Annotated in this window: 19 protein-coding genes; 13 read left to right on the top strand and 6 right to left on the bottom strand. The window is 66.9% G+C overall.

Annotated features, from left to right (window positions below):
* The first annotated feature begins 305 nt into the window (after positions 1-305).
* A complete protein-coding gene (locus tag EPL03_RS00330) occupies positions 306-626 on the top strand; it encodes a DUF5783 family protein (RefSeq protein ID WP_135827348.1) in 321 nt (106 codons plus the stop codon).
* A gap of 56 nt (positions 627-682) precedes the next feature.
* Here EPL03_RS00330 and EPL03_RS00325 read toward each other — a convergent pair whose 3' ends face one another.
* Positions 683-2,167, bottom strand: a complete 1,485-nt coding sequence (locus EPL03_RS00325) for an amidohydrolase family protein (protein ID WP_135827347.1) — start codon at positions 2,165-2,167, stop codon at positions 683-685.
* A 98-nt stretch (positions 2,168-2,265) separates the two neighbouring features.
* Here EPL03_RS00325 and EPL03_RS00320 point away from each other — a divergent pair, with 98 nt between their 5' ends.
* The 3 genes from EPL03_RS00320 (at position 2,266) to EPL03_RS00310 (ending at position 5,354) form a co-directional block, all read left to right on the top strand.
* Positions 2,266-2,934 carry a helix-turn-helix domain-containing protein gene (locus EPL03_RS00320; protein WP_135827346.1) on the top strand — a complete coding sequence of 223 codons (669 nt, stop codon included), beginning with the start codon at positions 2,266-2,268 and terminating at the stop codon, positions 2,932-2,934.
* Between the two features lie 426 nt (positions 2,935-3,360).
* Entirely contained in the window at positions 3,361-3,717 is a 357-nt protein-coding gene (locus EPL03_RS00315; protein ID WP_135827345.1) for a NifU family protein, read from the top strand.
* Between the two features lie 92 nt (positions 3,718-3,809).
* Positions 3,810-5,354, top strand: coding sequence for a sulfatase (locus EPL03_RS00310; protein WP_135827344.1), 1,545 nt, complete (start codon positions 3,810-3,812; stop codon positions 5,352-5,354).
* A gap of 15 nt (positions 5,355-5,369) precedes the next feature.
* Here EPL03_RS00310 and EPL03_RS00305 read toward each other — a convergent pair whose 3' ends face one another.
* Complete coding sequence (locus EPL03_RS00305; protein ID WP_135827343.1) at positions 5,370-6,395, bottom strand: lysylphosphatidylglycerol synthase transmembrane domain-containing protein; 1,026 nt, start codon at positions 6,393-6,395, stop codon at positions 5,370-5,372.
* 163 nt (positions 6,396-6,558) lie between these two features.
* Between EPL03_RS00305 and EPL03_RS00300 the strand changes: the two genes are divergently transcribed.
* Positions 6,559-8,052 (top strand): hypothetical protein, encoded by a 1,494-nt coding sequence (locus EPL03_RS00300; RefSeq protein ID WP_135827342.1) that lies wholly within the window; start codon positions 6,559-6,561, stop codon positions 8,050-8,052.
* Positions 8,053-8,109: 57 nt separating this feature from the next.
* On the opposite strand, the gene EPL03_RS00295 is transcribed toward EPL03_RS00300, so the two are convergent.
* Positions 8,110-8,448: a DUF7130 family rubredoxin-like protein gene (locus EPL03_RS00295; RefSeq protein WP_135827341.1), complete on the bottom strand. Its 339-nt coding sequence runs from the start codon at positions 8,446-8,448 to the stop codon at positions 8,110-8,112.
* 623 nt (positions 8,449-9,071) lie between these two features.
* On the opposite strand from EPL03_RS00295, the gene EPL03_RS00290 reads away from it, so the two are divergent.
* Positions 9,072-9,860 carry an outer membrane protein assembly factor BamB family protein gene (locus EPL03_RS00290; protein ID WP_168216151.1) on the top strand — a complete coding sequence of 263 codons (789 nt, stop codon included), beginning with the start codon at positions 9,072-9,074 and terminating at the stop codon, positions 9,858-9,860.
* A 59-nt stretch (positions 9,861-9,919) separates the two neighbouring features.
* Here the strand turns inward: EPL03_RS00290 and EPL03_RS00285 are convergent, their stop codons facing one another.
* From EPL03_RS00285 to EPL03_RS19685, 3 genes are all read right to left on the bottom strand, one after another.
* Positions 9,920-13,474: a DNA polymerase II large subunit gene (locus EPL03_RS00285; protein WP_135827339.1), complete on the bottom strand. Its 3,555-nt coding sequence runs from the start codon at positions 13,472-13,474 to the stop codon at positions 9,920-9,922.
* Entirely contained in the window at positions 13,475-13,930 is a 456-nt protein-coding gene (locus EPL03_RS00280) for a PPC domain-containing DNA-binding protein (protein WP_135827338.1), read from the bottom strand. It lies immediately after the preceding gene.
* 89 nt (positions 13,931-14,019) lie between these two features.
* Positions 14,020-14,190, bottom strand: a complete 171-nt coding sequence (locus tag EPL03_RS19685; RefSeq protein ID WP_168216150.1) for a DUF7556 family protein — start codon at positions 14,188-14,190, stop codon at positions 14,020-14,022.
* A gap of 280 nt (positions 14,191-14,470) precedes the next feature.
* Between EPL03_RS19685 and EPL03_RS00275 the strand changes: the two genes are divergently transcribed.
* From EPL03_RS00275 to EPL03_RS00245, 7 genes are all read left to right on the top strand, one after another.
* Positions 14,471-16,333 (top strand): ABC transporter substrate-binding protein, encoded by a 1,863-nt coding sequence (locus EPL03_RS00275; protein ID WP_135827337.1) that lies wholly within the window; start codon positions 14,471-14,473, stop codon positions 16,331-16,333.
* A 192-nt stretch (positions 16,334-16,525) separates the two neighbouring features.
* The gene (locus EPL03_RS00270) at positions 16,526-17,557 is read left to right on the top strand and encodes an ABC transporter permease (protein ID WP_135827336.1); all 1,032 of its coding nucleotides are present in this window, start codon (positions 16,526-16,528) and stop codon (positions 17,555-17,557) included.
* A 1-nt stretch (position 17,558) separates the two neighbouring features.
* A complete protein-coding gene (locus EPL03_RS00265) occupies positions 17,559-18,953 on the top strand; it encodes an ABC transporter permease (RefSeq protein WP_135827335.1) in 1,395 nt (464 codons plus the stop codon).
* The gene (locus tag EPL03_RS00260; protein WP_135827334.1) at positions 18,953-20,035 is read left to right on the top strand and encodes an ABC transporter ATP-binding protein; all 1,083 of its coding nucleotides are present in this window, start codon (positions 18,953-18,955) and stop codon (positions 20,033-20,035) included. The genes EPL03_RS00265 and EPL03_RS00260 overlap by 1 nt, the downstream gene beginning before the upstream one ends.
* Entirely contained in the window at positions 20,032-21,591 is a 1,560-nt protein-coding gene (locus tag EPL03_RS00255; RefSeq protein WP_135827333.1) for an ABC transporter ATP-binding protein, read from the top strand. Before EPL03_RS00260 ends, EPL03_RS00255 begins: the two co-directional genes overlap by 4 nt.
* A 27-nt stretch (positions 21,592-21,618) precedes the next feature.
* Positions 21,619-22,074 (top strand): DUF7555 family protein, encoded by a 456-nt coding sequence (locus tag EPL03_RS00250; protein WP_135827332.1) that lies wholly within the window; start codon positions 21,619-21,621, stop codon positions 22,072-22,074.
* Positions 22,075-22,139: 65 nt separating this feature from the next.
* A complete protein-coding gene (locus tag EPL03_RS00245) occupies positions 22,140-22,721 on the top strand; it encodes a DUF7529 family protein (RefSeq protein WP_135827331.1) in 582 nt (193 codons plus the stop codon).
* Positions 22,722-22,783 lie beyond the last annotated feature (62 nt).

The raw sequence follows: 22,783 nt of genomic DNA, 5'->3' as shown, positions 1-22,783 counted from the left end.
CGGCCTGTTCGGCGGTCGCGTCCCGAACCGCCTCGCCGTGGTCGGCTGTTTCGGTGAGCGAGTCGCGCTGGCGGCGGAGTTGGGCCTCGGTCGCGTCGCCCTCGGACCGGAGGTCGGCCGGCAGCAGCCGGTCCGCGGCCATCGTGCGTGCGCGGGTCGATTCGGACATCGATACTCCCGCCCGGTCGTTAGTTCCACGTCAAACGTGACGGTGAGCGATGAAAGGGCGACGCTCGTCGGAACTGTCGCCGCGACCGGTAGGCCACATCGTCCGACTTTTGTCCGCGCTCGTCCAACCTCGGCGCATGGCCGACTTCGACCCCGAGAAGTTCGAGGACAAGTACGTCCACTACTTCAACGAGCTCCAGCGCGCGTACAAGGACGCGTTCAACCGGGTCAACGAGCGGTACGACTCCGAGCTCGTCCACGCCATCGACCAGCAGGTGCTCAGCGAGAGCGAACCCTTCTACGAGGGCGACGGCCAGTTCCGGGTGGAGTTGCCCGAGAACCCGACCGACCGCGTGCAGGGCGTCATCGCCGGCGACGAGAAGGTCGAGGGCGTGCTGGAGGCGTACGTCGAGCAGATAGAGGCGGAGTTACAGCGCATCTTCGGGTTCGCCGAGTAGCGTGAAAGCGAGGGTCGCGCTCGGATGCGGGGCCTCGACCGGCGGCGCATCCAAGTTCACCTGCGGAGTTTCTCGTAGGCGTCTCTCCCGGACTGGAGCGCGAGCCGTCCGAGGAGTCGAGCGGGACCGCGCGTGGGCATCTCGCGGAGGTTGTCCATCGTACTCGGCGGTTCGCTACCGCCGAGCGTCACGTCCCAGTCGGTCCGGGTTTGGAACCACTCGATGGCCGTCTCGGCGTGTTCTTCGACCGCCTCGGGGTCCATCGTCTCGACCGAGCCGTCCTTCATCACGACGTTTCCGTCGACGAGGACCGTCGACACGTCGGCGGGCGTGGCGTTGTTCACGACGTGTGCGGGCAGGTTGGCGAGCGGCGTGAACTTCGGCTGGTCGACGTCGAGCAGGACGAGGTCGGCCCGTTTGCCCGGTTCGAGGCTCCCGATCTCGTCCGCCATCCCGAGCGCACGCGCGCCCTCGATGGTGAGCATCCGGACCAGTTCCATCGAGTCGTACTGCCCGGCGGTTCGTTTGAGGTTGGCCGCGAGTCGAGCCTGCCGGGCCTCCCCGAACAGGTCGTACGAATCGTGCCAGTAGTGGTCGTCGATGCCCAGCCCCACGTCGACGCCCGCGTCCCGCAGTTCCGGCACCGGCGTCCACTGCACGTCCGGACCGGGGTTCCAGTAGGCGAATATCGACGGGCAGTGTGCCACCGACGCGTCGGCGGCGGCGGTCCGTCGAACGTCGTCCTCGTCGGCGAGACGGAAGTGCGCGGCCACCAGTCGCTCGTCGAGCAGTCCGACCTCGTCGAGGAGGCCGACCGAATCCTCGGCCCCGTTCGACCGCGCCAGCGTGTTGCTCGCTTCGAGTTCCAACAGGTGGGTGTGGACGAGCAGGTCGGGGTACTCGTCGGCGAGCGCCGCAGTCCGCTCCCACAGGTCGCGCGAACACGACCAGTCGTCGTGCGGGCAGATGGTCGCCCTGATTCGGCCCTCGTAGGTGTCGTGGTACTCGTCGGCGAACCGGCGGAACCGGGCGAACTGCTCGTCGACGTCGACGTCCCAGTAGAGGTCGGTCATCGCCGGCCCGAAAAAGCCGCGCAGCCCGGCTTCGCCGAAGACTTCCGCGCCCGCCGCCGGCCGGACGTCCATCGAGTTGACGGTCGTGACGCCGCCGGTCAGGAAGTTCAGCGCGGCGAGTTCGTACCCCGCCTTCCGGAAGAACGCGAACTCCTCGTCGCCGAGTCGAGCGAACAGCGCGGTCATGTTCGCCAGCAACTCCCGGAAGTCGAGGTCGCTGAACGCCCCGATGAGCGGCGTCATTTCGAGGTGGGTGTGGGCGTTGACCAGCCCCGGCATCACGAGCGACCCCTCGCCGTCGATGACGTGGGCCCCGGCCACGTCCGCGTCGCCCTCGCGGGTGGGTCGAACCTCCGTAATTCGGTCGTCCGCCACGACGACCGTCCCGCGTTCGAAGAGCCGGTTGTCGGCGTCGACCGTCAGCACGAGCGCGTCGTGAACGACTACGTCGGCTGTAGCGTCGGGCATAGCGCACACGAGGGCCGAGAGGACCGAGAGCGTTCCGTGACGTATAGTCAGGGGGTTTAAATCGACGGCGGCCCCCTCTGTCCGGAACGGGAGCGCCGATGAAACACGTTCAGGTCGCGGCGAGCATCGAGGACCGTCTGCTTCCGACCCTCTACTCGGTCGTCTCCGAATCGTCGGCCGTCTCGGAGCTGCGCGTCCTCGACTGGAACGTGGCGGCCGACGACGTCGCGACGCTGCTGTACGCGATCGACGGCGAAAGCGAGGTCTTTCGCGACGCCGCCCGGGACACCGACGGAGTCGTCGACCTCACGCTCTCGAACGTCGAGCGGCCGGTCTCGTACGCCCTGCTCGGTGCCCGTCCCGCCGCAATCCCGTTTTTCAGCGCGTTCGTGTCGGTGACCGCGCGGGCGGGAGTAGTCGTCCGCAAACCGCTCGTGTACCGCGACGGGCGCTCGCACGGGCACGTGGTCGGCGACCCCGGCCCGCTCCAGGACGTAATCGACGAGACGCCGGACGGAATCGACGTGCAAATCGAGCGAATCGGTCGATTCCCGTCCGACGCGGACGCCCCGTCGAGTCGACTGAGCGACCGCCAGCGCGAAGTTCTCGAAACGGCGCTCCGGATGGGCTACTACGAGCGGCCGCGCGAGGCGACCCACGCCGACATCGCGGCGGAGTTGGAGTGTGCGCCGACAACCGTGACGACCCATCTCCAGAAGGGTGAAGCGAAACTCGTCGAGTCCGCGATGGCGGGTCTCGACGACTGAATCGACGATTCGGGCGCGTTCTCGCTCGATAGCGAGGACCGGTAGTCGGGCGGGCGATGCCGGCATAAATCACATCCCGCTATATAGAATCCAGGTGGTGGCCCCGCTGCCGCGTTCGGACAGACAGCTTTGGGACGCGCAGTCGGTCTCGGCGGCGTAGGTGCAAAGGTCCCGGAGTACCGACCGGGGAGCGCTGGGCGGCGGTGCAGTGGGCAGTTCGCTGTCGGAGTCTCCCGTCGCTGGCGTCCGACACCGTGACAGCAGCCGTGGGCGTCGTGTCCGTGCTGCCGAGCCTCGTTCCGAGCGCCGGAGTGGACCGTCGATTCGGCCGCCACAGCTCCGACTGGTCGCTCCAGCAGCACCGCGCCCGGCTTCGAAGCGGCGTCAGGGACAAGGCCTAAGACCGCACGTTCCCAACTCGTATTCATGAGCACCGAGACTCAGGACGGGGACGACCTCGAAGAGCGCGTCAGCAACTTCCTGCGGCGCAACTTCCCCCAGATTCAGATGCACGGCGGCAGCGCCGCCATCCAGAACATCGACCGCGAGACCGGCGAGGTCAGCATCCAGCTCGGCGGCGCGTGCAGCGGCTGTGGCATCTCCCCGATGACGATTCAGGCCATCAAGAGCCGGATGGTCAAGGAGATTCCCGAGATCGAGCAGGTCAACGCCGACACCGGCATGGGCGGCGACGGCGGCATGGGCGGCGGCATGAGCCCGTCGTTCCCCGGCGAGACCAGCGACGACGGCGACGACGACGAAGGCCCGCAGGCTCCCTTCTAGGTTCGGATTTCGCGATCGAAACCGTCCGATTCGTCCGGACGACGCCGAATAACATCAGGGTATTTATCCCCTCGCACGTCGGACGGGGCCGTATGACCAACGACGACGACGCGGGGAACGTCGTGTTCGTGGTCATGGACACGGTTCGCAAGAGCCACCTCTCGGTCTATGGCTACGACCGGCCCACGACGCCCGGGCTGGAGCGGTTCGCCGACGAGGCGACCGTCTTCGAGCAGGCGGTCGCTCCCGCTCCGTGGACCCTCCCGGTACACGCCTCGCTGTTCACGGGCATGTACCCCAGCGAGCACGGGGCGAGTCAGGAGAACCCGTACCTCGAGGGCGCGACCACGCTGGCGGAGACGCTGTCGGGCGCGGGCTACGAGACGGCCTGCTACTCATCGAACGCGTGGATAACGCCGTACACCCACCTCACCGACGGCTTCGACGACCAGGACAACTTCTTCGAGGTGATGCCCGGCGACTTCCTGTCGGGACCGCTGGCGACGGCGTGGAAGACGATGAACGACAACCCGACCCTCCGGAGGGTCGCCGACTACCTCGTGAGCCTCGGCAACAAGGTCCACGAGTACACCGCGTCGGGCGGCGGCGCGGACTCGAAGACCCCGCAGGTGGTCGACCGCACCATCGAGTTCATCGACGACGCCGACGACGACTACTTCGCGTTCGTCAACCTGATGGACGCCCACCTGCCCTACCACCCGCCCGAAAAGTACAAGCAGGAGTTCGCGCCCGGCGTCGACTCCACCGAGGTCTGCCAGAACTCCAAGGAGTACAACTGCGGGGCCCGCGACATCGACGACGACGAGTGGGAGGCCATCGAGGGGCTGTACGACGCCGAGATTCGCCACATCGACGTCGAACTCCAGCGTCTCTTTTCGTGGCTGCAGGACAACGGCGAGTGGGAGGACACGATGGTCGTCGTCTGTGCCGACCACGGCGAACTCCACGGCGAACACGACCTCTACGGTCACGAGTTCTGCATCTACGACCCGCTGGTCAACGTCCCGCTGATGGTCAAGCACCCCGAGTTGGAGGCCGGCGCGCGCGAGGACGGGCAGGTCGAACTGCTCGACCTCTACCACACGGTGCTCGACCACGCCGGCGTCGAGGCGACCGACGCGACCGAATCGACGGAGACCACCGAATCGGCGGCGACGAGAGTACCGCTCGACCGCACGCGGTCGCTGCTCGACGCCGACTACCGCGAGGTCGCGGAGGGCGGCGACGACCCGACCGGCGGCGACTACGCCTTCGTGGAGTACTACCGCCCCGTGGTGGAGTTGAAGCAGTTAGAGCAGAAGGCCAGCGACGCGGGCATCACGCTCGACCAGGACTCGCGGTTCTACTCCCGAATGCGGGCCGCCCGCCGTCCTGACGCCAAGTACGTCCGCAACGAGCGCATCGCCGACGAGTTCTATCACCTCGACGACGACCCCGGCGAGACCGACGACGCTCGCGGCGAGGGCACCGACGAGGAGGTCGAACTCGAAGCCACGCTCTCGGCGTTCGAGCAGCGCGTCGGCGGCGAGTGGAAGGAAGTCGAGGACGGCGACGTGCTGGACGAGATGAGCGACGACGCCAAAGACCGGTTGCAGGACCTCGGCTACATCGACTGACCGCGCGCGAACGACTCACATCGAGTCGACGCCGACGATACTCACGACTCCGCCGCCGATGATTACCGGGACCCAGTAGATAGCGCCCCGGAAGATGACCACGGCGGCGAGGGCAGTCTCGCTCCCGACGGCGACGCCGGGAACGGCCGACAACACGCCCACGAGTACGATTTCGATGCCGCCCGCGCCGCCGGGGAGCGGCGTCGCCCCCGCGATGGCACCGACCGGGATGGCGAACAGCAGGACGGAGAACGGCACGGGCGACCCGATGGCGACGAACGCCAGCCACAGCGCGACCATCTGGAACGTCCAGCCGACGGTCGAGGCGGTGAGCGTGAGCGCCAGTCCACGTCGGTCGGTCGCCACGCGCTCTATCGAGTCGAAGAACTCGCCGATGCGCTTCTCGACGTTCTCACGGCTCAGCGACGCGTCTATCGGGACGACCCGCGCGACGCGCTGGAGCGCGGGCGCGAGGAACCGACCGACGGCGTTTCGGATGGTTCGGCGCTTGCGCCAGCCGACGAACCCCAGAATCGGCACGGCGAGCGAGAGCGCGACGATGGCCGCCGTCGCGAGCTGGAGGCGACGGCCGAACGAGGTCTGGGTCGCGTAGAAGGCCGCGCCGCCGAGCGCGAGCGTGATGGAGGGGACGAAGTTGAGCGAGTCCACGCTGGCGATGGCCGCCAGCCCGCGCTCGTACTCGGTGTCGGTCATCTTCGAGATGAGCAAGGCGGTGATGGGTTCGCCACCCGCCTGTCCGAACGGCGTGACGTTGTTCGAGAACATCGCGCCGTTGAGGATGAAAAACGACTTCACGGCCGAAACCTCGACGCCGAGGACGCCCAGCACCGTGCGGAGGCCGAATCCCCACGCCGCGAGCCAGCCGAGCGTGACCAGAACGACGAGTCCGACCGTGGGGGCGTCGGCCTGCTGGAGTTCCCCGACGAGCCCGTCGACGCCGACGAAGTGCAGGAGCAGACCGAGTATTGCGAAGGTTCCGAGGAACCCGAGAATCGTGGTCCGCAACTGCGCGCCGTTCATACGCGGAGGTGGCCGCCTGCACTAATCAGTATGTCGGAATCCACACCCGAAACGGCGTTGGGGAGGAGTATAGGCCTGACGGCGACGGGTCGGCGCGTCGGCGTCGACCGACGCGGGATGTCGAGCGGTAGTTTTATCGAGGGGTTGAGTAACATGGGAGTAGATGAAACGGAGGAATCTACTAGAGGTCCTAACCACGGGGGCGGCGATTTCGCTCGCCGGGTGTTCGGGCAACGTGGTGGAGTTCGACGACGCGACGTCGACGGAACCGACGTCGGGCAGCGAAACGGAGACGCCCGCGGGAACGACGACCGCCGAAACGACCGCCGACGCTCAGGGAGCGACGACGTCGGAGACCGAGACCGAAGCTGAAACCGAAACCGAGACCGAGACCAAGACCGAGACGCCGAGCGACCCCGACCGCATCGCCCGGGAGAACGACGGTGGGGAGGTGTTCCAGACCGCCACGGTGACCGACGCGCCCGACGAGATTCGTGCCGGGGAAAGCGTCTCGGTCACCGGCGAGGTCACCGCCGAAATTTCGAGCGCCGGCGGCAACATCGTCTATGGCGCGGTCGGGACTCCCGGCGGGGAGCTATTCGGGCTCACCCAGATGTCCGGCAGCGGGTCCGGCACCGTGACCGTCTCGGCGGAGCTTCCCGACGATGCCGCCGGCGGCGACCTCATCTGGACGTTCATTCCAGCGACGAGTGACCGGGCGGCCCGCAACCAGTTCGCCAGCGAGGCCGACGCCGGCCGCTACGACCCCGACGACCTCGGCATCGAACTCGGGACCGTCGCCGGAACCGACCAGGAGACCGAAACCGAGACGCCGAGCGACCCCGACCGCATCGCGCGGAAGAACGACGACGGCGACGTCTTCCAGACCGCCACCGTCACCGACGCGCCCGACGAGATTCGCGCCGGCGAGACCGTCAGCGTGACGGGAGCGGTCAACGCGGAGATTTCCAGCGCGGGCGGCAACGTCGTTTACGGCGCGGTCGGGACGCCGACCGGAGAGCTGTACGGTCTCGCTCGAATGTCGGGTAGCGGGTCCGGCACGGTCACCGTGCGGGCGGATGTTCCCGCCGACGCCGGCGGTAACGCCGTCATGTGGACGTTCATTCCAGCGACGAGCGACCGGGCGGCGCGAAATCAGTTCACCGACGAGGCCGACGCCGGCCGCTACGAGCCCGCCGACCTCGGCATCGAACTCGGGACCGTCGCCGCCAGCGAAGCCGCGACGGAGACCGAGACGCCGAGCGATGCCGGCCAGATTGCCCGAGAGAACGACGACGGCGACGTCTTCCAGACCGCCACCGTGACCGACGCGCCGGACGAGGTTCGCGCCGGCGAGACCGTCTCGGTCACCGGCGAGATTACCGCCGAAATTTCGAGCGCCGGCGGCAACATCGTCTACGGCGCGGTCGGAACGCCGTCCGGCGACCTCTACGGGCTCGCCCAGATGTCCGGCAGCGGGTCCGGCACCGTGACGGTTTCCGCGACGATCCCCGACGACGCCGGCGGCGATACCGTCATCTGGACGTTCATTCCCGCCACGAGCGATCGGGCGGCCCGCAACCAGTTCGCCAGCGAGGCCGACGCCGGCCGCTACGAACCCGACGACCTCGGCATCGAACTCGGAACCGTCGAGTAGCGAGGCCGACGCTGGTCAGGGGTTCCCGCTCCGGCCAGTCCGGGACCGCCTCGGGAGCTAATCCTCGGTCCAGTACATCAGCGCCTCCTTGGGTTCGCCGCAGTTCGGGCACTCGTCGGGGATGCCGTCGTCGATTTCGCCCATCTCCCCGCAGTTGGTGCAGCGCCACATCAGTTCGGCCTCGCCGAAGTCGTGGCCCGACCGGGCGTGCTCGACGCTCATGCCCTCGACGCCGTCGCGGGTCGTCACGAAGAAGCCGCCCTCCTCGAACCCCCGAATCTTGCCGAGTCGGTCGCCGTCCTCGTCGTACACCGACTCGCCGAGCTTGAGTTTCGTTATCGCGTCCTCGGCCTGCTGGTCCCCCTCTTCGGCGGGCGTCTCGCCTTTCCCACTCATGGACGGCGATACGACGTGCTGACGGATAAAGTTCGTCGCCGACCGGTCGGTTCGGAGGAGACTACAGCACGGTATGACAATTCATCGGGTAATAGATTCGGAGAACGGAAACCAAGCCACAGAGACCGCGAGACGCTACTCTAATACATCGAGTCCGAAGTATCAAACCTACCTGTAATCATACAGTAAGAAATTTGTGCCGAACCGCCCGGAATGTGGATATGAATCGAAGACGTCTTCTGAGAAAATCGAGCTTTCTCGGCATTGCAGGCCTCAGTGGCTGCCTCAGGCTACAAACTAACCAAAATAGCGGGACTACCACCGACGCTCCCGCACAATCAGAGACGACTGACTCGTTGACGTCTTCCACGACCGAGGTGACCACGACAATAAGACCCGCGCTATCCGAACAGTGGAGACTGAACTTTGAGTCAGTCTCGGACATCGTTCCCGTCGATAATCAACTCTATTGCCTAGACGGGTCGCGATTGGTCGCAGTCGATCCTGAGTCGGAATCCGAAGCGAGTTCGTGGTCGCTTCCCGTGGACCGCTATCGTCACTTGACGGTGAATGACGGAATCGCATACGCCGCCGGAACGTCTCAGGTGAATCGCGAAAATGTGGTGACTGCAGTAGATGTGGCCGGAGGCATAAGATGGACCTATCGGCACTCTCACGAAAGAGGACCGCAAGCGTGGGCCAGGGACGGTCGCGTCGCGATTACCAGTTCAACGACGGATGCGAATCCGGAACAGCCGGGGTCACAGAACCGGTTCGAGACGGTAGTTCTGGACGCCGAGAGTGGTGAAACTCTATGGGATGTTCCGACAGACCCGATTCAAGACGGTAAGGACAACCATGTCTCCGGAATTGCATTCGACGGTCGGCGACTCGCCATCTTCGCCCCAGTCAACTGCCACGTGTTCGATGTGGAGGAGCAAACGCACGTCGGGACCATTCCTATCGACGCAAGTTGGGCTTCCCCGAAGTTGGTCGAGGGGATGCTATACGGTGGCGGGTACACGCTTGAGTGTTACGACTGGCAGAATCAGACCCTGAAGTGGGAAACGTCCGATGTCGGACCGGCGGATACCCCACCAACAGTGACCGAACAAGCGGTACTTGTCGCTACCCGAGACGGCGTCGGCGCCTACGACCGCGCTGACGGCGAAGAACGGTGGTTCGTGCCGACAAAGCATCGACTAAACACGTCACCGGTCGTCCAAGGTGAAATCGTCTGGGTCGGCGACGATAATGGAGTCCTCCACGGCATAAATTACGAACAGGGGGAGGAAGTAATAGCCCATTCGGTGGAAAAATGGGACTCGAACAGCATCGAGGCTCTCTGTGCGTACAAATCCTCTCTCTACGTGGGTTGTTCGGATGTCTTTAAGAAGTACGTCGTTGAGTAGCTTTGGCTGCGTACTTGATTGTAGCGATGGTACGCTTATAGGCTGCTATTGAAATCACATCACATGAAGTCCGCGATGCTCCCCTGCTTGTTCTTGTCGTTCTCGAAGATGGATTCGAGTCTGGTGTCCATTATCTGGAGTCGCTGTTTGGTGTACTCCCGACAGTCGTACTTCTCGGCCACCCGGATGGCGGTCTCCATGTACTTGTTCACCGACCCCTCGTGGACCGTGAGGTTCACGTCGCCGCCACACTCCCGACACTCCCTCGTCAGGGGCATCCGGCGGAACTTCTCGCCGCAGTCGAGACACCGGGTCTCCTGCCGGGAAAACGCCCGGAGGTTGCCGATGAGGTCGGGCAGGAAGTGGTACTCGATGACGCGCTCGGCCACGTCGGTCTCGTCGACCGACCGGAGCTTCCGGGAGAGTTCGAGCTGGGCGTCCATCTTGTCCATCATCGACCCGAGCGTCTTGTACGCCGAGAGGTCCGGCCCCATGGCGATGTCCGACACGTCGTGGGTGTGGTGGAAGTCGGTGTACTCGCGGTCGGTGCCCAAGTTCTCCTCGACGATGGTCATCACGTCCTCGACCTCGCCGGGGTCGGCCATCTCGCGCGTCGCCTCGAAGAACTCCCGGGGATACTCGCGCACGATATCGATGTTGTGCGCCTCGTCGTCGATTTCGGAGGGGTCGATGCGCGAGGACATCACGAGGGGCGCGTCCATCTGGCCCCCGCGCTGGTCGGGTAAAAATTCTTTACTGAAGTTCAGGAGCCCGTCTAATAGAAGCATAACACAATCCTCGTCTCCGTCACAATTTCTTCTTTTCGCGGCGTGAAAGTACGGATGTGCGTATCCGACGGCCGCGCTCGTGAAGCCGACGACCCGGCCCACGACCGCCGCCGAGGTGTGGGGAGCCATCCCGAAGACGAGTTCGCCGACGAGGTCCTCGCGCTCCTCGAGGTCGTAGAATCGGTCGAGGTCGTAGTACTGGTCGAGCAGGTCGTCGACGAAGTCGGCGGTCCTGAGCATGTGCTCGGCCGCGCCGTCCGACAGCACGACGTCCTGGACCTTGAGTTCGACCAGTTGGTCGTCGTGTTCGAGCGGGTCGCCGTGGACGTCCTCCTCGTAGCCCAGCCCCCGGAGTTGGCCGGCGGTCACGTCGAGTTCCGAGGGCCGGACCGCCGTGACCGGCAGGTCGGTCATGTCGTAGCGGACCGTACCGTCCTTGAACGCCGAGACGTCGTGTTTCGCCCGGAGGACGCCCTTCTCGATGGGTTCGGGCGTCTTGTACGACGACGACAGCCCCTTGACGCCTTTGAGCGTGTCGAAGGCGTTCTCGCGCTCGCCGACCGATTCGAGCGCCGACCGGAACTGGTCGTTGACGTCGATGGTCCGGCGCTCAACCGGCGTGGCCTCGACCTCACAGCGGTCGCAGACCGCGCGGCCGGACTCGTCGAGTTCCACCTCCGAGCCACAGTCCGGGCAGGTGAAGTGCGGGACGGTGTTGCCCCCGCAGTCGGGACACTTCGTCTCGAAGGTGTGTTCGCCACAGTCCTCGCACTCGCGACGGCCCACCTGCGCGTCGACCTCGCCGGGCGTGCTCTCCATGTCGTCGGCGTGCTTGGCGGCGGCCGCGACGTCGCGCTGGCTCCCGCCGGCCTCGCCGATGGGGAACAGGGTGTGGACTGCGGGCGAGAGTTCGCGCTCCTCGGACTTCTCGGGGCGGCCCATCCGGTTGCCGATTCGGGTCGGCGCGCGCTCGCGGACCTCGAACGGCGCGACCTCGTTGACCGCCTCGACGGCGTTGTCGCCCGGCTCGTCCTCGCCCCACTCGCGGGCGCGCTCGGAGAGGTCGTCCCACGTGCGTTCGAGGGTTCCGGCGTCCTCGTCGAACGCGACCCCCAGCGACCGGGCGAGCGGTTGCCACCCCGGAATCCGGAGGTGCTCCTCGCCCTGCGAGTGGTGAACGAGCAGGGCTTCGAGCGTCGTGCGGGTCGGCTCGGTGAACTCGACGACGAGTTTTCCGTCCGCGACCTCGCCGTCGGCGACCGCGTCGGCGAGCGCCTCGAACTGGTCGACGGACACGTCGTGCCAGAGGTAGGTGAATTTCGGGTGGAGCGGCGCGTCGTACTCGGTGGCCCACGTCACGGCCTCCTGGGCGCTCGGGTCCGCGAGGTCGACCGACGGGGAGTCCCGCAGCGCCTGCACGTCCGCGCCCGCGGCCTCGAAGTCCTGCACCCACCACTCGAACGAGTAGGAGGCCGGCGCGAGCGGGTGGTTGTTCTCCACGAACTCGCCGTAGTTGACCAGATACTCCCCGAGGTCGAGTATCTTCTCGACGCCGTTCCGGAGTTCGAGCGCCTCCTCGGGGTCGTCGATGCGGCGCACCTCGCCGTTGGCGAGTCGGACCGTCGGCCCCTCGATGGTGTCGACCGGGACGACGCCCGCCGCCTTGCCGGGGCGCTCGGTCTTGATCTGGGTGCCGGTGGCGAGGAAGTCGTCGACGAGGTGCATCGTCGCGGGGTGGACGCCCGCCGTGGCGAACCCGTGGTTGCGCGCCCGGCCGTACCGCAGGCGGAAGCCGCCCGACTCGCTCGGGTGGCCGAACACGGGGCGACCCGCGATGAGGTCCCGGAGGAACTTCTTGGCGGGGTCGACGCGGGGCGGGCCGGTGACCCCGGCCTCGGCCGCCGAGTCGTCCGGTTCGGCGTCGTCCTCGTCGGTCGCCTCGGGGTCGGCCTCGTCGTCGGACTCGTCGGCCTCGCCGTCGTCCGTCCCGATGGTCCCGTCGATGAGGTCCTGTAGCCACGGCCAGTCGACTTCGTCGAGGTTCCGGGTGTAGCGCTGTATCTTGGGGGCCTTGAGCGCGATGCCCTCCGCGAGGACGAGACACATGCCGCCCCGGGCGTTGTTCGTGTCGACCCGTTCGAGGTCCCGGAACCCCGACACTTCCTCGTCGCCCGTAGCCTCGCCGTCGAGCATGATGGGCATGTGCTCGGCGATGAACGTCGACTCCTTGTCCTTGGGCGTGTACTGGAGGCCGGTCTCCTTGTCGTAGAGGGTAATCTCCTCCGCGTAGCGTTCGACCTCCTCGTCGCGAGCCTTGTACTCGTCGACGCCGAGCAGCGCCCGCGCGTAGTCGGCGACCAGCACCGACAGCGCCTGGGCGGTCCCGCCGGCCGAGCGAATCGGTCCGGCGTAGTAGACGTTGACGAACTCGGTCCCGTCGTCGTTTTCGAGCAGCTCGACCCTGTCGATGCCCTCGATGGGCGCGGCGACCACGCCCTCGGTCAACAGCGCGACGGCGGTCCGGACCGCGCCCTCGACCTTCCCGGCCGGGGACTCGTAGTCGCCGACCCGGCCCTCGGCGAAGTCCTCGGCGAGTTCGAGGGCGGCCTCTTCCCTACTCATCTCGCCCTCCAGCTCCCGGACGCGCTCGGCCACCCCGTCGATGCCGAGGATGTTCTCGACCCGGTCGGCCATGTCCTTGGCGACCGGAATCTCGACCTCGGGCTTGGGGTCGCCGCTGTTGGCCTTCGCCTCGCGGGCCACCGCGAAGGCGTCGTCGAGGTCGGCTTCCAGCGTCTCGAAGTAGCGCTCGTCGTCGGCCCGCATCTATAGCCAGAGGTCGAGGTCGGTGGGTTCGTCGCGCTCGCGCTCCAGCTCGTCGTCGAACGCGCGGACGTAGAGCTCCCCGGCGAACACGGTGGCCGAGTGGAGGTGGCCCGCCAGCGTCTGGCCGCTCGCCCGCGAGAGGACCGCGTGAGTGTGGGCGAACCGCTCGCCACCGCCCGACGAGCCCGCCGACCGGCGGTCGCCGGCGTCCAGCCACGAGATGTTACCCACGCAGGCCGCGACTTCGAGCGGTTCGTCGAGTTCGACCTCGCGGTACTCCAGCTCCGACTGGTCGTAGTACCAGACGGTGGCGTCCTGGACCGCGCCCATCGCGAGGAACCACGCGGCGTCGACGCCCGCCTCGTCGGCCAGCGCCTCGATCTCGCCGCGCCAGTCCTCGCCGTGGCCGAGTCGCGCCACGAATTCCCGGTCCCCTGAGACCTCCCGGTAGTTCATGCACGTAGCAACGAGCAGGGTCGGCAAAAAGGTTGAGTATTAGGCCGTTACCCGAGCGCTCCCGGAGCTTCCGGGCGGTTTCGGGGGCGCTATCGCCAGTCTTCGAGGGAGACGCTCCCCGAGACGGGGACCGCGAGCCACGCGTCGTCGGCGGTCGTGTCCGCGATGATGAGTCGCTCCGTGCGACCGTCGTCGTCCAGCGAGGCCATGACCTCGGGCTGTGCGACCGAGTCCGACGGAGTGGCCGTGTTCGGGGCCATATGTGACAATTGGTATCACACGGTATAAACGCTCCGAAACGACAGTCGGCGACTGCGGGACCCGCGCGGACGGACACTGCGGAGCGTCCACGGGTCGTTGTTGACCGGGAGCACTCATGTCGAATCCGAAGCCGGTCGGGAGACCCGCTGGGTCGACGCGCCCGACGGCCGAGCGAAGAGCGGACAGTCATACGTAGACGGACGAATCCGGCGTTAAGCCGGCATTTCTCCGGGGGATAAACGGTAAGTTTATCCGGTCCCATTTACAATGAGCGGTTGGATGACAGATACTGACAATCTGAGCCGTCGTCGCTTCCTGCAGGCGACCGGCGGTGCGGCATCGGCTGTGGCCCTGGCTGGCTGTACCGGCGACGACGGGAACCAGTCCGAAGACACGACCGCCGGCGGTGAGACGACCACGTCGGGCGGCGACGAAGTGACCGAGGTCGGGGACAACTACCTCCGGCTCATCAACTCCACGATGACCACGCTCGACCCCGTCGAGTCGACCGACACGGCGGGCGGGACGGTCATCCAGCAGGTGTTCGACGGGCTGATGAACTACCCGAACGGCCAGGTCGAGCCCGAGGCGCAACTCGCCGCGGACTACGAGGTCGCCGACGACTTCCTGACGTACACCTTCACGCTGAAGGAGGGCGTCGAGTACCACAACGGCGACGAAGTGACCGCGGACGACTTCGTGTACGCGTGGGAGCGCCTCGCCGCCTCCGAGTACTCGAAACGGGCGTACTTCATCCTCGACTCCATCGGCGTCGAGCACGAGACGATGACCGAGACGACCGACGACGGCGAGGAGCAGGAAGTGTACGAGCCGGGGACGCTCGGGCTGAACGCGGTCGACGACTACACCCTCGAAATCTCGCTCAGTTCCCCGTTCCACGCCACGCTCCCGATGCTGGCGTACACGTCGTTCGCGGCGGTTCCGGAGGGGCTCGTCGACGACCTCGACGCCTACGACGGCGACATGGGCCACGACGAGTTCGCCACCTCCAACCCCATCGGCGCGGGGCCGTTCGAGTTCGACACGTGGTCGCCCGACACCGAAGCCATCGTCACCCGGTACGACGACTACCACGGCGAGGTCGCTCAGGTCGACGGCATCCACTGGAACGTCATCTCCGACTCCGAGGCCCAGTACACCTACGGAACCGTCAACCAGAACGCCGACATGGTGGTCGGCAACCAGCTGCCGACCGCCCAGTACGACCCCGAGAAGGTCAGCGTCGAGGAGACCGACGACCTCGGCCGACAGCTCGGCACCTACGGCGAGACCGACAGCGGCGCGACGATGGACTACGAGGGCGTCTCGACCATGAGCGTCCGATACGTCGGCTTCAACACCGACGTAGTCGACAAGCCGGTCCGACAGGCGTTCGCGTACGCTCTCAACCAGGAGGAGGTCATCAACGACGTGTTCAAGGGTCGCGGCGAGACCGCGTACCACTTCACGCCGCCGGGCATCTACCCCGAGGGTGCCGACGCGTACCGCCAGCACGCCGAGGAGAACTACCCGTACGGGTACAACGAGCAGCGACTCGACGACGCCCAGTCGGTGATGGAGGAGGCCGGCTACGGCGACGACAACCGCGTCAGCTTCACGATGACGGTGTACGAGAGTTCGGACACGTGGAACGACCTGGCCGTCCTCATGCGTGACAAGCTCACCAGCGCGTACATCGACATGGAGGTCGAGAGCGCGCCGTTCTCGACGCTGCTCGAACGCGGCCGCAACGGCGACCTCGACGTCTACTCGCTGGGCTGGGTGATGGACTGGCCCGCGCCGGACAACTTCCTGCAGTTGCTCAACCCGCCCCAGACCAACACCGACCTCGACGCGCCGACGTCGTACGCCAACTGGTCGGGCACGGACGCCGCAAGCCGGGCCGAGGAAGCGTGGTCGACGGTGCAGAACAACTCCGCGCCGACCGACGAGGGCCAGCAGGCCCGCAACGAGGCGTACATCCAGATGGAGGAGGCCAACTGGGAGGACGTCGTCCTCCTGCCGAGCCACCACGACCTGAGCGAGCGGTTCACCTACCAGTGGGTCGACCGCCCGGTCTTCGGTACGGGTGGCACGAGCCGGCAGATGTACAACACCGTCTCGCTCGACGACCGCGAGTAACGGCCGACCGTCCCCCTCTTTGACGGCGTCGGCGCGAATCGACAGTCGGCGCTATCTCGCTTCAATGCCACGCGCAGGGCTGAAAAGCGCAAGACATAATGAGCAGACCCGCAAACGGGTTCCCATGTGCGCGGTCCAGTTTGGGAGCTACACACACGATACGCGTAGCCGCCGCTTCGGTGGTGGTCCGCCGTGAGCAGGTGGCAGTACTTCGCCAAGCGACTGCTGTTGTCGATTCCCGTATTGGTGTTCGGAGCGTCGATCACGTTTCTGGTGATCCGAGCGGGGCCGCTCGACCCGGTGTCGGCCATCATCGGACTGAACGGCGACCCGCGAGCGATGGAGCAGGTACGCCAACAGCTCGGGCTCAACGAACCGCTCTGGCGACAGTACGTCGACTACATGGTGAACCTCTTCACGTTCAACCTCGGGGACTCGTGGGTGGTCCAGCCCAACACGAGCGTCTACTCGCTGGTCGTCTCGTACGCGCCCCGGACCATCTGGCTCGGGTTCTGGTCGGTGCTCATCGCGCTGTTCGTCGGCATCCCGCTGGGGTTCTACGCCGGGCTCAACCCGAACACGTTCAGCGACTACGTCGCGTCGTTCGGCGGCATCGTCTGGCGGGCGATGCCCAACTTCTGGCTCGCGGTCATCCTGATGAGCGTCCTCTCGCAGTCCGAGCAGTTCATGCTCGGGTTCGACTGGGAGAACTGGGCGTACAGCACCAACGTCACCGGCCCGCCGCCGTTGCCGGGCGACATCGTCACGCTGCTGACCAGCCCCGACCAGTTCGGGCGAGCGCTCAAGAAGATCGCCCCCGCCGCGATAGTGCTGGGGTCGGCGTCGATGGGCAACGAGATGCGCATCGGCCGGACCGCCGTGCTGGAGACGGTCAACGCCAACTTCATCGAGACCGCGAAGGCCAAGGGCGTCCCGCCCCGGTCGCTGGTCTGGAAGCACATCTTCCGGAACGCGCTCATCCCGCTGGTGCCCATCATCACGGGCGAGGCGTTCCTGCTCATCGGCGGGTCGGTGCTGGTCGAGACGGTGTTCAACATCAGCGGCATCGGCTACCTGTTCTTCCAAGCCGTCAAAGCCGGCGACATGCCGCTGGTCGGCTCGCTGATGTTCATCTTCATCCTGCTCGTCGTCATCATCAACATCGTTCAGGACCTGCTGTACACGGTAATCGACCCGCGAGTCGGCTACGAGGGGGGTGCCTGACGTGAGTCGAACCGACCGAGAGGACGTACCGCTACGCGACCGCATCAGGGACAACCCCGCGCCGGCGCTCCGGTGGCTGGCCGGCGCGCTGGTGCTGTTCGCGCTGGAGGCCGGCGCGGTCGTCAACTTCGTGACCGGGGTGTTCGGCCCCGGCGTCGAGCTTCCGACGCTGCTCTCCCGGGAGCTGCTCCCCAACACCGGCTACCAGGACCCGGCGACCGGCGCGTGGCAGGGAACGTTCCTCGGCCTCTCGCCGGCGTACGCGTGGGCGCTCCGCGTGGCCCTCGTCTACGCGTACTCGTTCGTGGTCGCGTGGTGGCTCTGGCGGGGCTACCTCGCGTTCCGCGAACACTACCGCTACGCCGACTGGACCCCGCGAGACGACATGATCGACCGGCTCCGGGGCCACCGCTGGGGCCAGTTCGGCGCGATAATCGTGTTCGCGTTCGTCGTGATGGCGGTGTTCGCCCCGCCGCTCGGCCCCACGACGGTCGAGCAGAGCATCTCCAACCCGTACTCGTACGAGATTCAGTACGTCCAGGACGGCGAGGTCCAGAGCGCCACCATCGGACAGGCCAACCTCGACTCGCGGTCGCAGGGCAACCCCGAGCAGAACGTCGGCCCGATGCAGTACGACGACTACGGGCGATTCCACCCGTTCGGGACGTTGCCCACCGGGAAGGACATGTTCACGTTCATGATGGCTGGCGCGCGGGTATCGCTGTTCATCGGGCTGTTGTCCATCGGCATCAGCGGCCTCATCGCGGCCGGGTTCGCGCTGCTGACCGCCTACTACAAGGGACTGGTCGACCTGGTGGTCGTCATCGCCGGTGACTCCATCATGTCGCTGCCGAGACTGCTGTTCGTGATGTTGCTCTCGGTGGTACTCAGCGGGACGTGGATAGCCAGCGTCTACAACGGCGGACTCCTGCTCGCGCTCATCTTCGCCGGGACCGGCTGGCCGGTGCTGTGGCGCGCCATCCGCGGGCCCGCGATGCAGGTCGCCGGCCAGGAGTGGATCGACGCCGCCAAGAGCTTCGGGCAGCGGCCGCGAGTGACGATGCGAAAGCACATGGCACCGTACATCGTCGGCTACCTGCTCGTGTACGGGTCGATGAGCCTCGGCGGCATCATCATCGGGGTCGCGGGCCTGTCGTTCCTCGGGCTCGGCATCAACCCGCCGACGCCCGAGTGGGGCCGCGCGGTCGACATCGGCCAGTCGTACGTCACGACGGCCTCGTGGCACATCTCCTTTATCCCCGGCGTGATGATAGTCCTAGTCGTGACCGCGTTCAACGCGCTGGGCGACGGCATCCGGGACGCCATCGACCCCGAAAGCGAGAGCGGCGAGGGCGAAGGCACTGAAGCCGCCGCAGCCGCGGGAGGTGGTGCGTGATGGCCAAATCCGAGTCCGCGCCGACCCGGGCCGAGGGCGAACCGCTCTTGCGGGTCGAGAACCTCCAGACGGCCTTCTTCACCGAGAAGGAGACCATCCGGGCGGTCGACGGCGTGAGCTTCGACATCCGGCGGGGCGAGACCGTCGGCATCGTCGGCGAGTCCGGGTCGGGCAAGAGCGTCACCGCCCGCTCTATCATGGGACTGGTCGACTCGCCCGGCCGGGTGCTGGAGGGCAGCAGCATCAGGTTCGACGGCGAGGAGCTCACCGGCAAGTCCGAGAAGGAGTACCGACAGCTCAGGGGCAGCGACATCGCGATGGTGTTTCAGGACCCGCTGACCTCGCTCAACCCCGTCTACACCGTGGGCAACCAGATAAAGGAGGCGTTGCGGCTCCACCGGGACATGCGGGGCGCTGAGGCCACCGAGGAGGCCATCGACCTGCTCGAAGCCGTGGGGATTCCGGACGCCTCCCGGCGGGTCACGGAGTATCCCCACGAGTTCTCGGGCGGGATGCGCCAGCGCGCGGTCATCGCGATGGCGCTGGCGTGCGACCCCGAGTTGCTCATCTGCGACGAGCCGACCACCGCGCTCGACGTCACCATCCAGGCCCAGATTCTCGAACTGCTCGACGACCTGCAGGACGAGCGCGACCTCGCCATCATGTTCATCACCCACGACATGGGCGTCATCGCGGAGGTTTCGGACCGAGTCAACGTGATGTACGCCGGCGAAATCGTCGAGAGCGCGCCGGTCGTGGAGCTGTTCGAGAACCCCCGACATCCCTACTCGCGGGGGCTGTTGAAATCGATTCCGGGCAACCAGCCCGACGCCGACCGGCTCTCGACCATCGAGGGCGACGTGCCGACGCCCAACGAGCCGGCGACCTACTGCCGGTTCGAGCCGCGCTGTCCCGAGGCGTTCGAGGAGTGCACGAAGGTCCACCCCGAGTCGCTCGGGGTCACCACGAGCGACGACGACCACACCGCGGCCTGCCTGCTCTACCCCGAGGACGTCCCGCAGGCCGAGGCGGTCGAGTTGCACGACCAGGCCGGGAGCGACCCCGAGGTGAGCGACCGATGAGCGAGCAAGTCCAACAGGAGTCGGTTGGCACCGCAACGGGCGAGACGCTCGTGGCTGTCAACGGACTCAAGACCTACTACGACGATGGCGGCATCATCGATTCGAACCCGGTGAAGGCGGTCGACGGGGTCGACTTCGAGATCAAGCGCGGCGAGACGCTCGGGCTGGTCGGCGAGTCGGGCTGCGGGAAGACCACGCTCGGCCGGACGCTCATCCAGCTGGAGGACGCCACCGCGGGCGAGGTGGTGTTCGACGGCACCGACATCACCGAGCTGTCGGGCGAGCAGCTCAAGGACTGGCGGCGCAACAGCCAGATGGTGTTCCAGGACCCCGAGTCCAGCCTCAACGACCGGATGACCGTGGGGGAAATCATCCGCGAGCCCCTCGACGTCCACGACTGGCCCACCATCGGCGTCCTCGTGGACGCCGACGCCGACGTCACGGTCGACGGCAACGGCGTCGTCGACGCCCGGGCGAGCAAGGACGCGCGCGGCGACGTCCGCGTCACGGTCCGCGGCGGGTCGGTGACCGACGTGGACATCCGCGACGAGATGCAGCTCCGACGCGACGACGTCGACGTCGAACTCCGGGGCGACGCCCCGACGACAGTCCGGGTGACGGTGTCCCGGTCGCGCGACCAGATTCGGCGGGCCCGCGTGCGCGAACTCCTCGACACGGTGGGGCTCCAGCCAGAGCACTACTACCGCTACCCCCACCAGTTCTCGGGGGGCCAGCGCCAGCGCGTGGGCATCGCGCGGGCCCTGGCGCTCGAACCCGAGTTCGTGGTGCTCGACGAGCCGGTGTCGGCGCTGGACGTGAGCGTGCAGGCCCAGATTCTCAACCTGCTCGAGGACCTCCAGGACGAGTTCGGACTGACGTATCTGTTCATCGCCCACGACCTGAGCGTGGTTCGGCACATCTGCGACCGCGTGGCGGTGATGTATCTGGGCAACGTGATGGAACTGGGCGGGACCGAGGCGCTGTTCGAGAACCCGAAGAACCCCTACACCCACTCGCTGCTGTCGGCCATCCCCGAGCCGGACCCGACCGCGGAAAAAGAGCGCATCACCCTGCGCGGCACGCCGCCGAGCCCGCGGGACCCGCCCACGGGCTGTCCGTTCACCACCCGGTGCCCGATGAAGATACGGCCCGAGAAGTACCGGGACATGGACGCCGACACGTGGGTCGCCATCGAGGTGTTCCGGGAGGTGCTCCGGGAGCGGTCGCGGGCCGAGAAGACGCTGTCCGAGCAGGCCAAGGAGCTGCTCGGGATGGAGACCCGGTTCTCGGGCATCGACGAGATTCGGAGCGAACTGTTCGGCGACCTCGACCTCTCCCGCGAGGTCCGGGAACACGTCGACCGGGCCGCCGAGCGCGTCGCGGACAACGACGAGCAGGGCGCGCGCCGGGTGCTCCGCGAGGAGTTCGGGAGCGTCTGCGACGCCGAAAACCCCGACGACCACGTCGTCGACGACGCGGGGCGGACGAGCCACTGTCACCGTCACCTGACCGAGTACGCCGAGCCCGACGAGTTCGTGCCCTACACCGAGCGATAGCCCGACGCGTTCCACCACCCCACCGAGATGTCCACCTCCACTCCGACCGGCCGGCGGGCACGCCAGACCGTCGACGCGCTGGTGTACGCCAACGCGGTCGCGGCGGTCGTGTTCGTGGCCGGCGCGGGACTCGGCCTGTTGGTCGGCGGCGGCCTCGTGACCGCCAAGTACGTGCTGTTCGTCGTCGGCCTGCTGGCGTTCGGCTACGCGACCCTCCGGCTCCGACCGGACCCGCCGTGGGGGACCGAGACCGCCGAGGACGGCCGGCTGAAGGTGACCCGCAACGAGGAGACCGGGACGGTCGTCGGCGGTCGCGACGAGACCCGGTTCCAGGCGCTGGTCCAGCGGATTCCGCCCCTGCCGTGGTACTCGCTCCCGCCCGACGAGCGGCTGTCGGTCCCGGTCAAGCTGTTCCTCGCGAGTCTAGCCACCCTCGCGTGGTCGTTCGTGCTGGAGACGGTGTTCGGCGTCGCGGCGGTGTAACCCGCGCGCCGGCGGCAGCCGCCCAAACAACAGCCTTTACCCGAAGCAGGTCGTCACGCTGACGTATGCCAGAGACAGGGGCGGGGGACGACCCCGACTACGCCGAGCAGATCGCCGCCAACGCCGACGCGCACAAGAACGCGTGGCAGCGGACGCTCGACGACATGCAGGCGATGGGCGCGGACCTCGAAGCCGACGGCTGGGACGTCGTCGAGGTCGCCGCCGGCCACACCGCGCCGACGAACCCCGACGCCGGCGCGAGCGACCGGTTCGGCTTCGTCCACGTCGTCCCGGGCAACGAGGCCGACGCCATCAGCGAGGCGGTCGAGACCGGCGCGTTCCCCAAGTACCAGGTGTTCCGCAAGGAGGTCGGCGGCCGCGTGTTCATGGTGACCCAGCTGCTCGACCCCGACACCTCGACCGCGCTCCTGATCGCGGGCAACTTCGAGATGCGCCACGCGGCCGGGCTGGTGAAGAACTCGTTCGAAGAGGGCGTGACCTACACCCACCTCCAGACGCTCGACAAGACCCACCTCGGGTCGTTCCGCCACGACGACGTCGGGAAGTTCTTCCCGGACCCCGAGAAGTACGCCGGCTATCAGGTCGACTTCGAGGGCGTGCTGGACGGCGAATCGAACGCCGAGTGAGGTCGCCCGGCCCTCCGGTCGCCAGCTTCCGGGGGTTCCCGCCGACGCGGCGCACCGAGAGC

This window comes from Halorussus halobius (assembly GCF_004765805.1).
Classification (GTDB): Archaea; Halobacteriota; Halobacteria; order Halobacteriales; family Haladaptataceae; genus Halorussus; species Halorussus halobius.
This window is presented reverse-complemented; position numbering and strand designations above follow the sequence as displayed.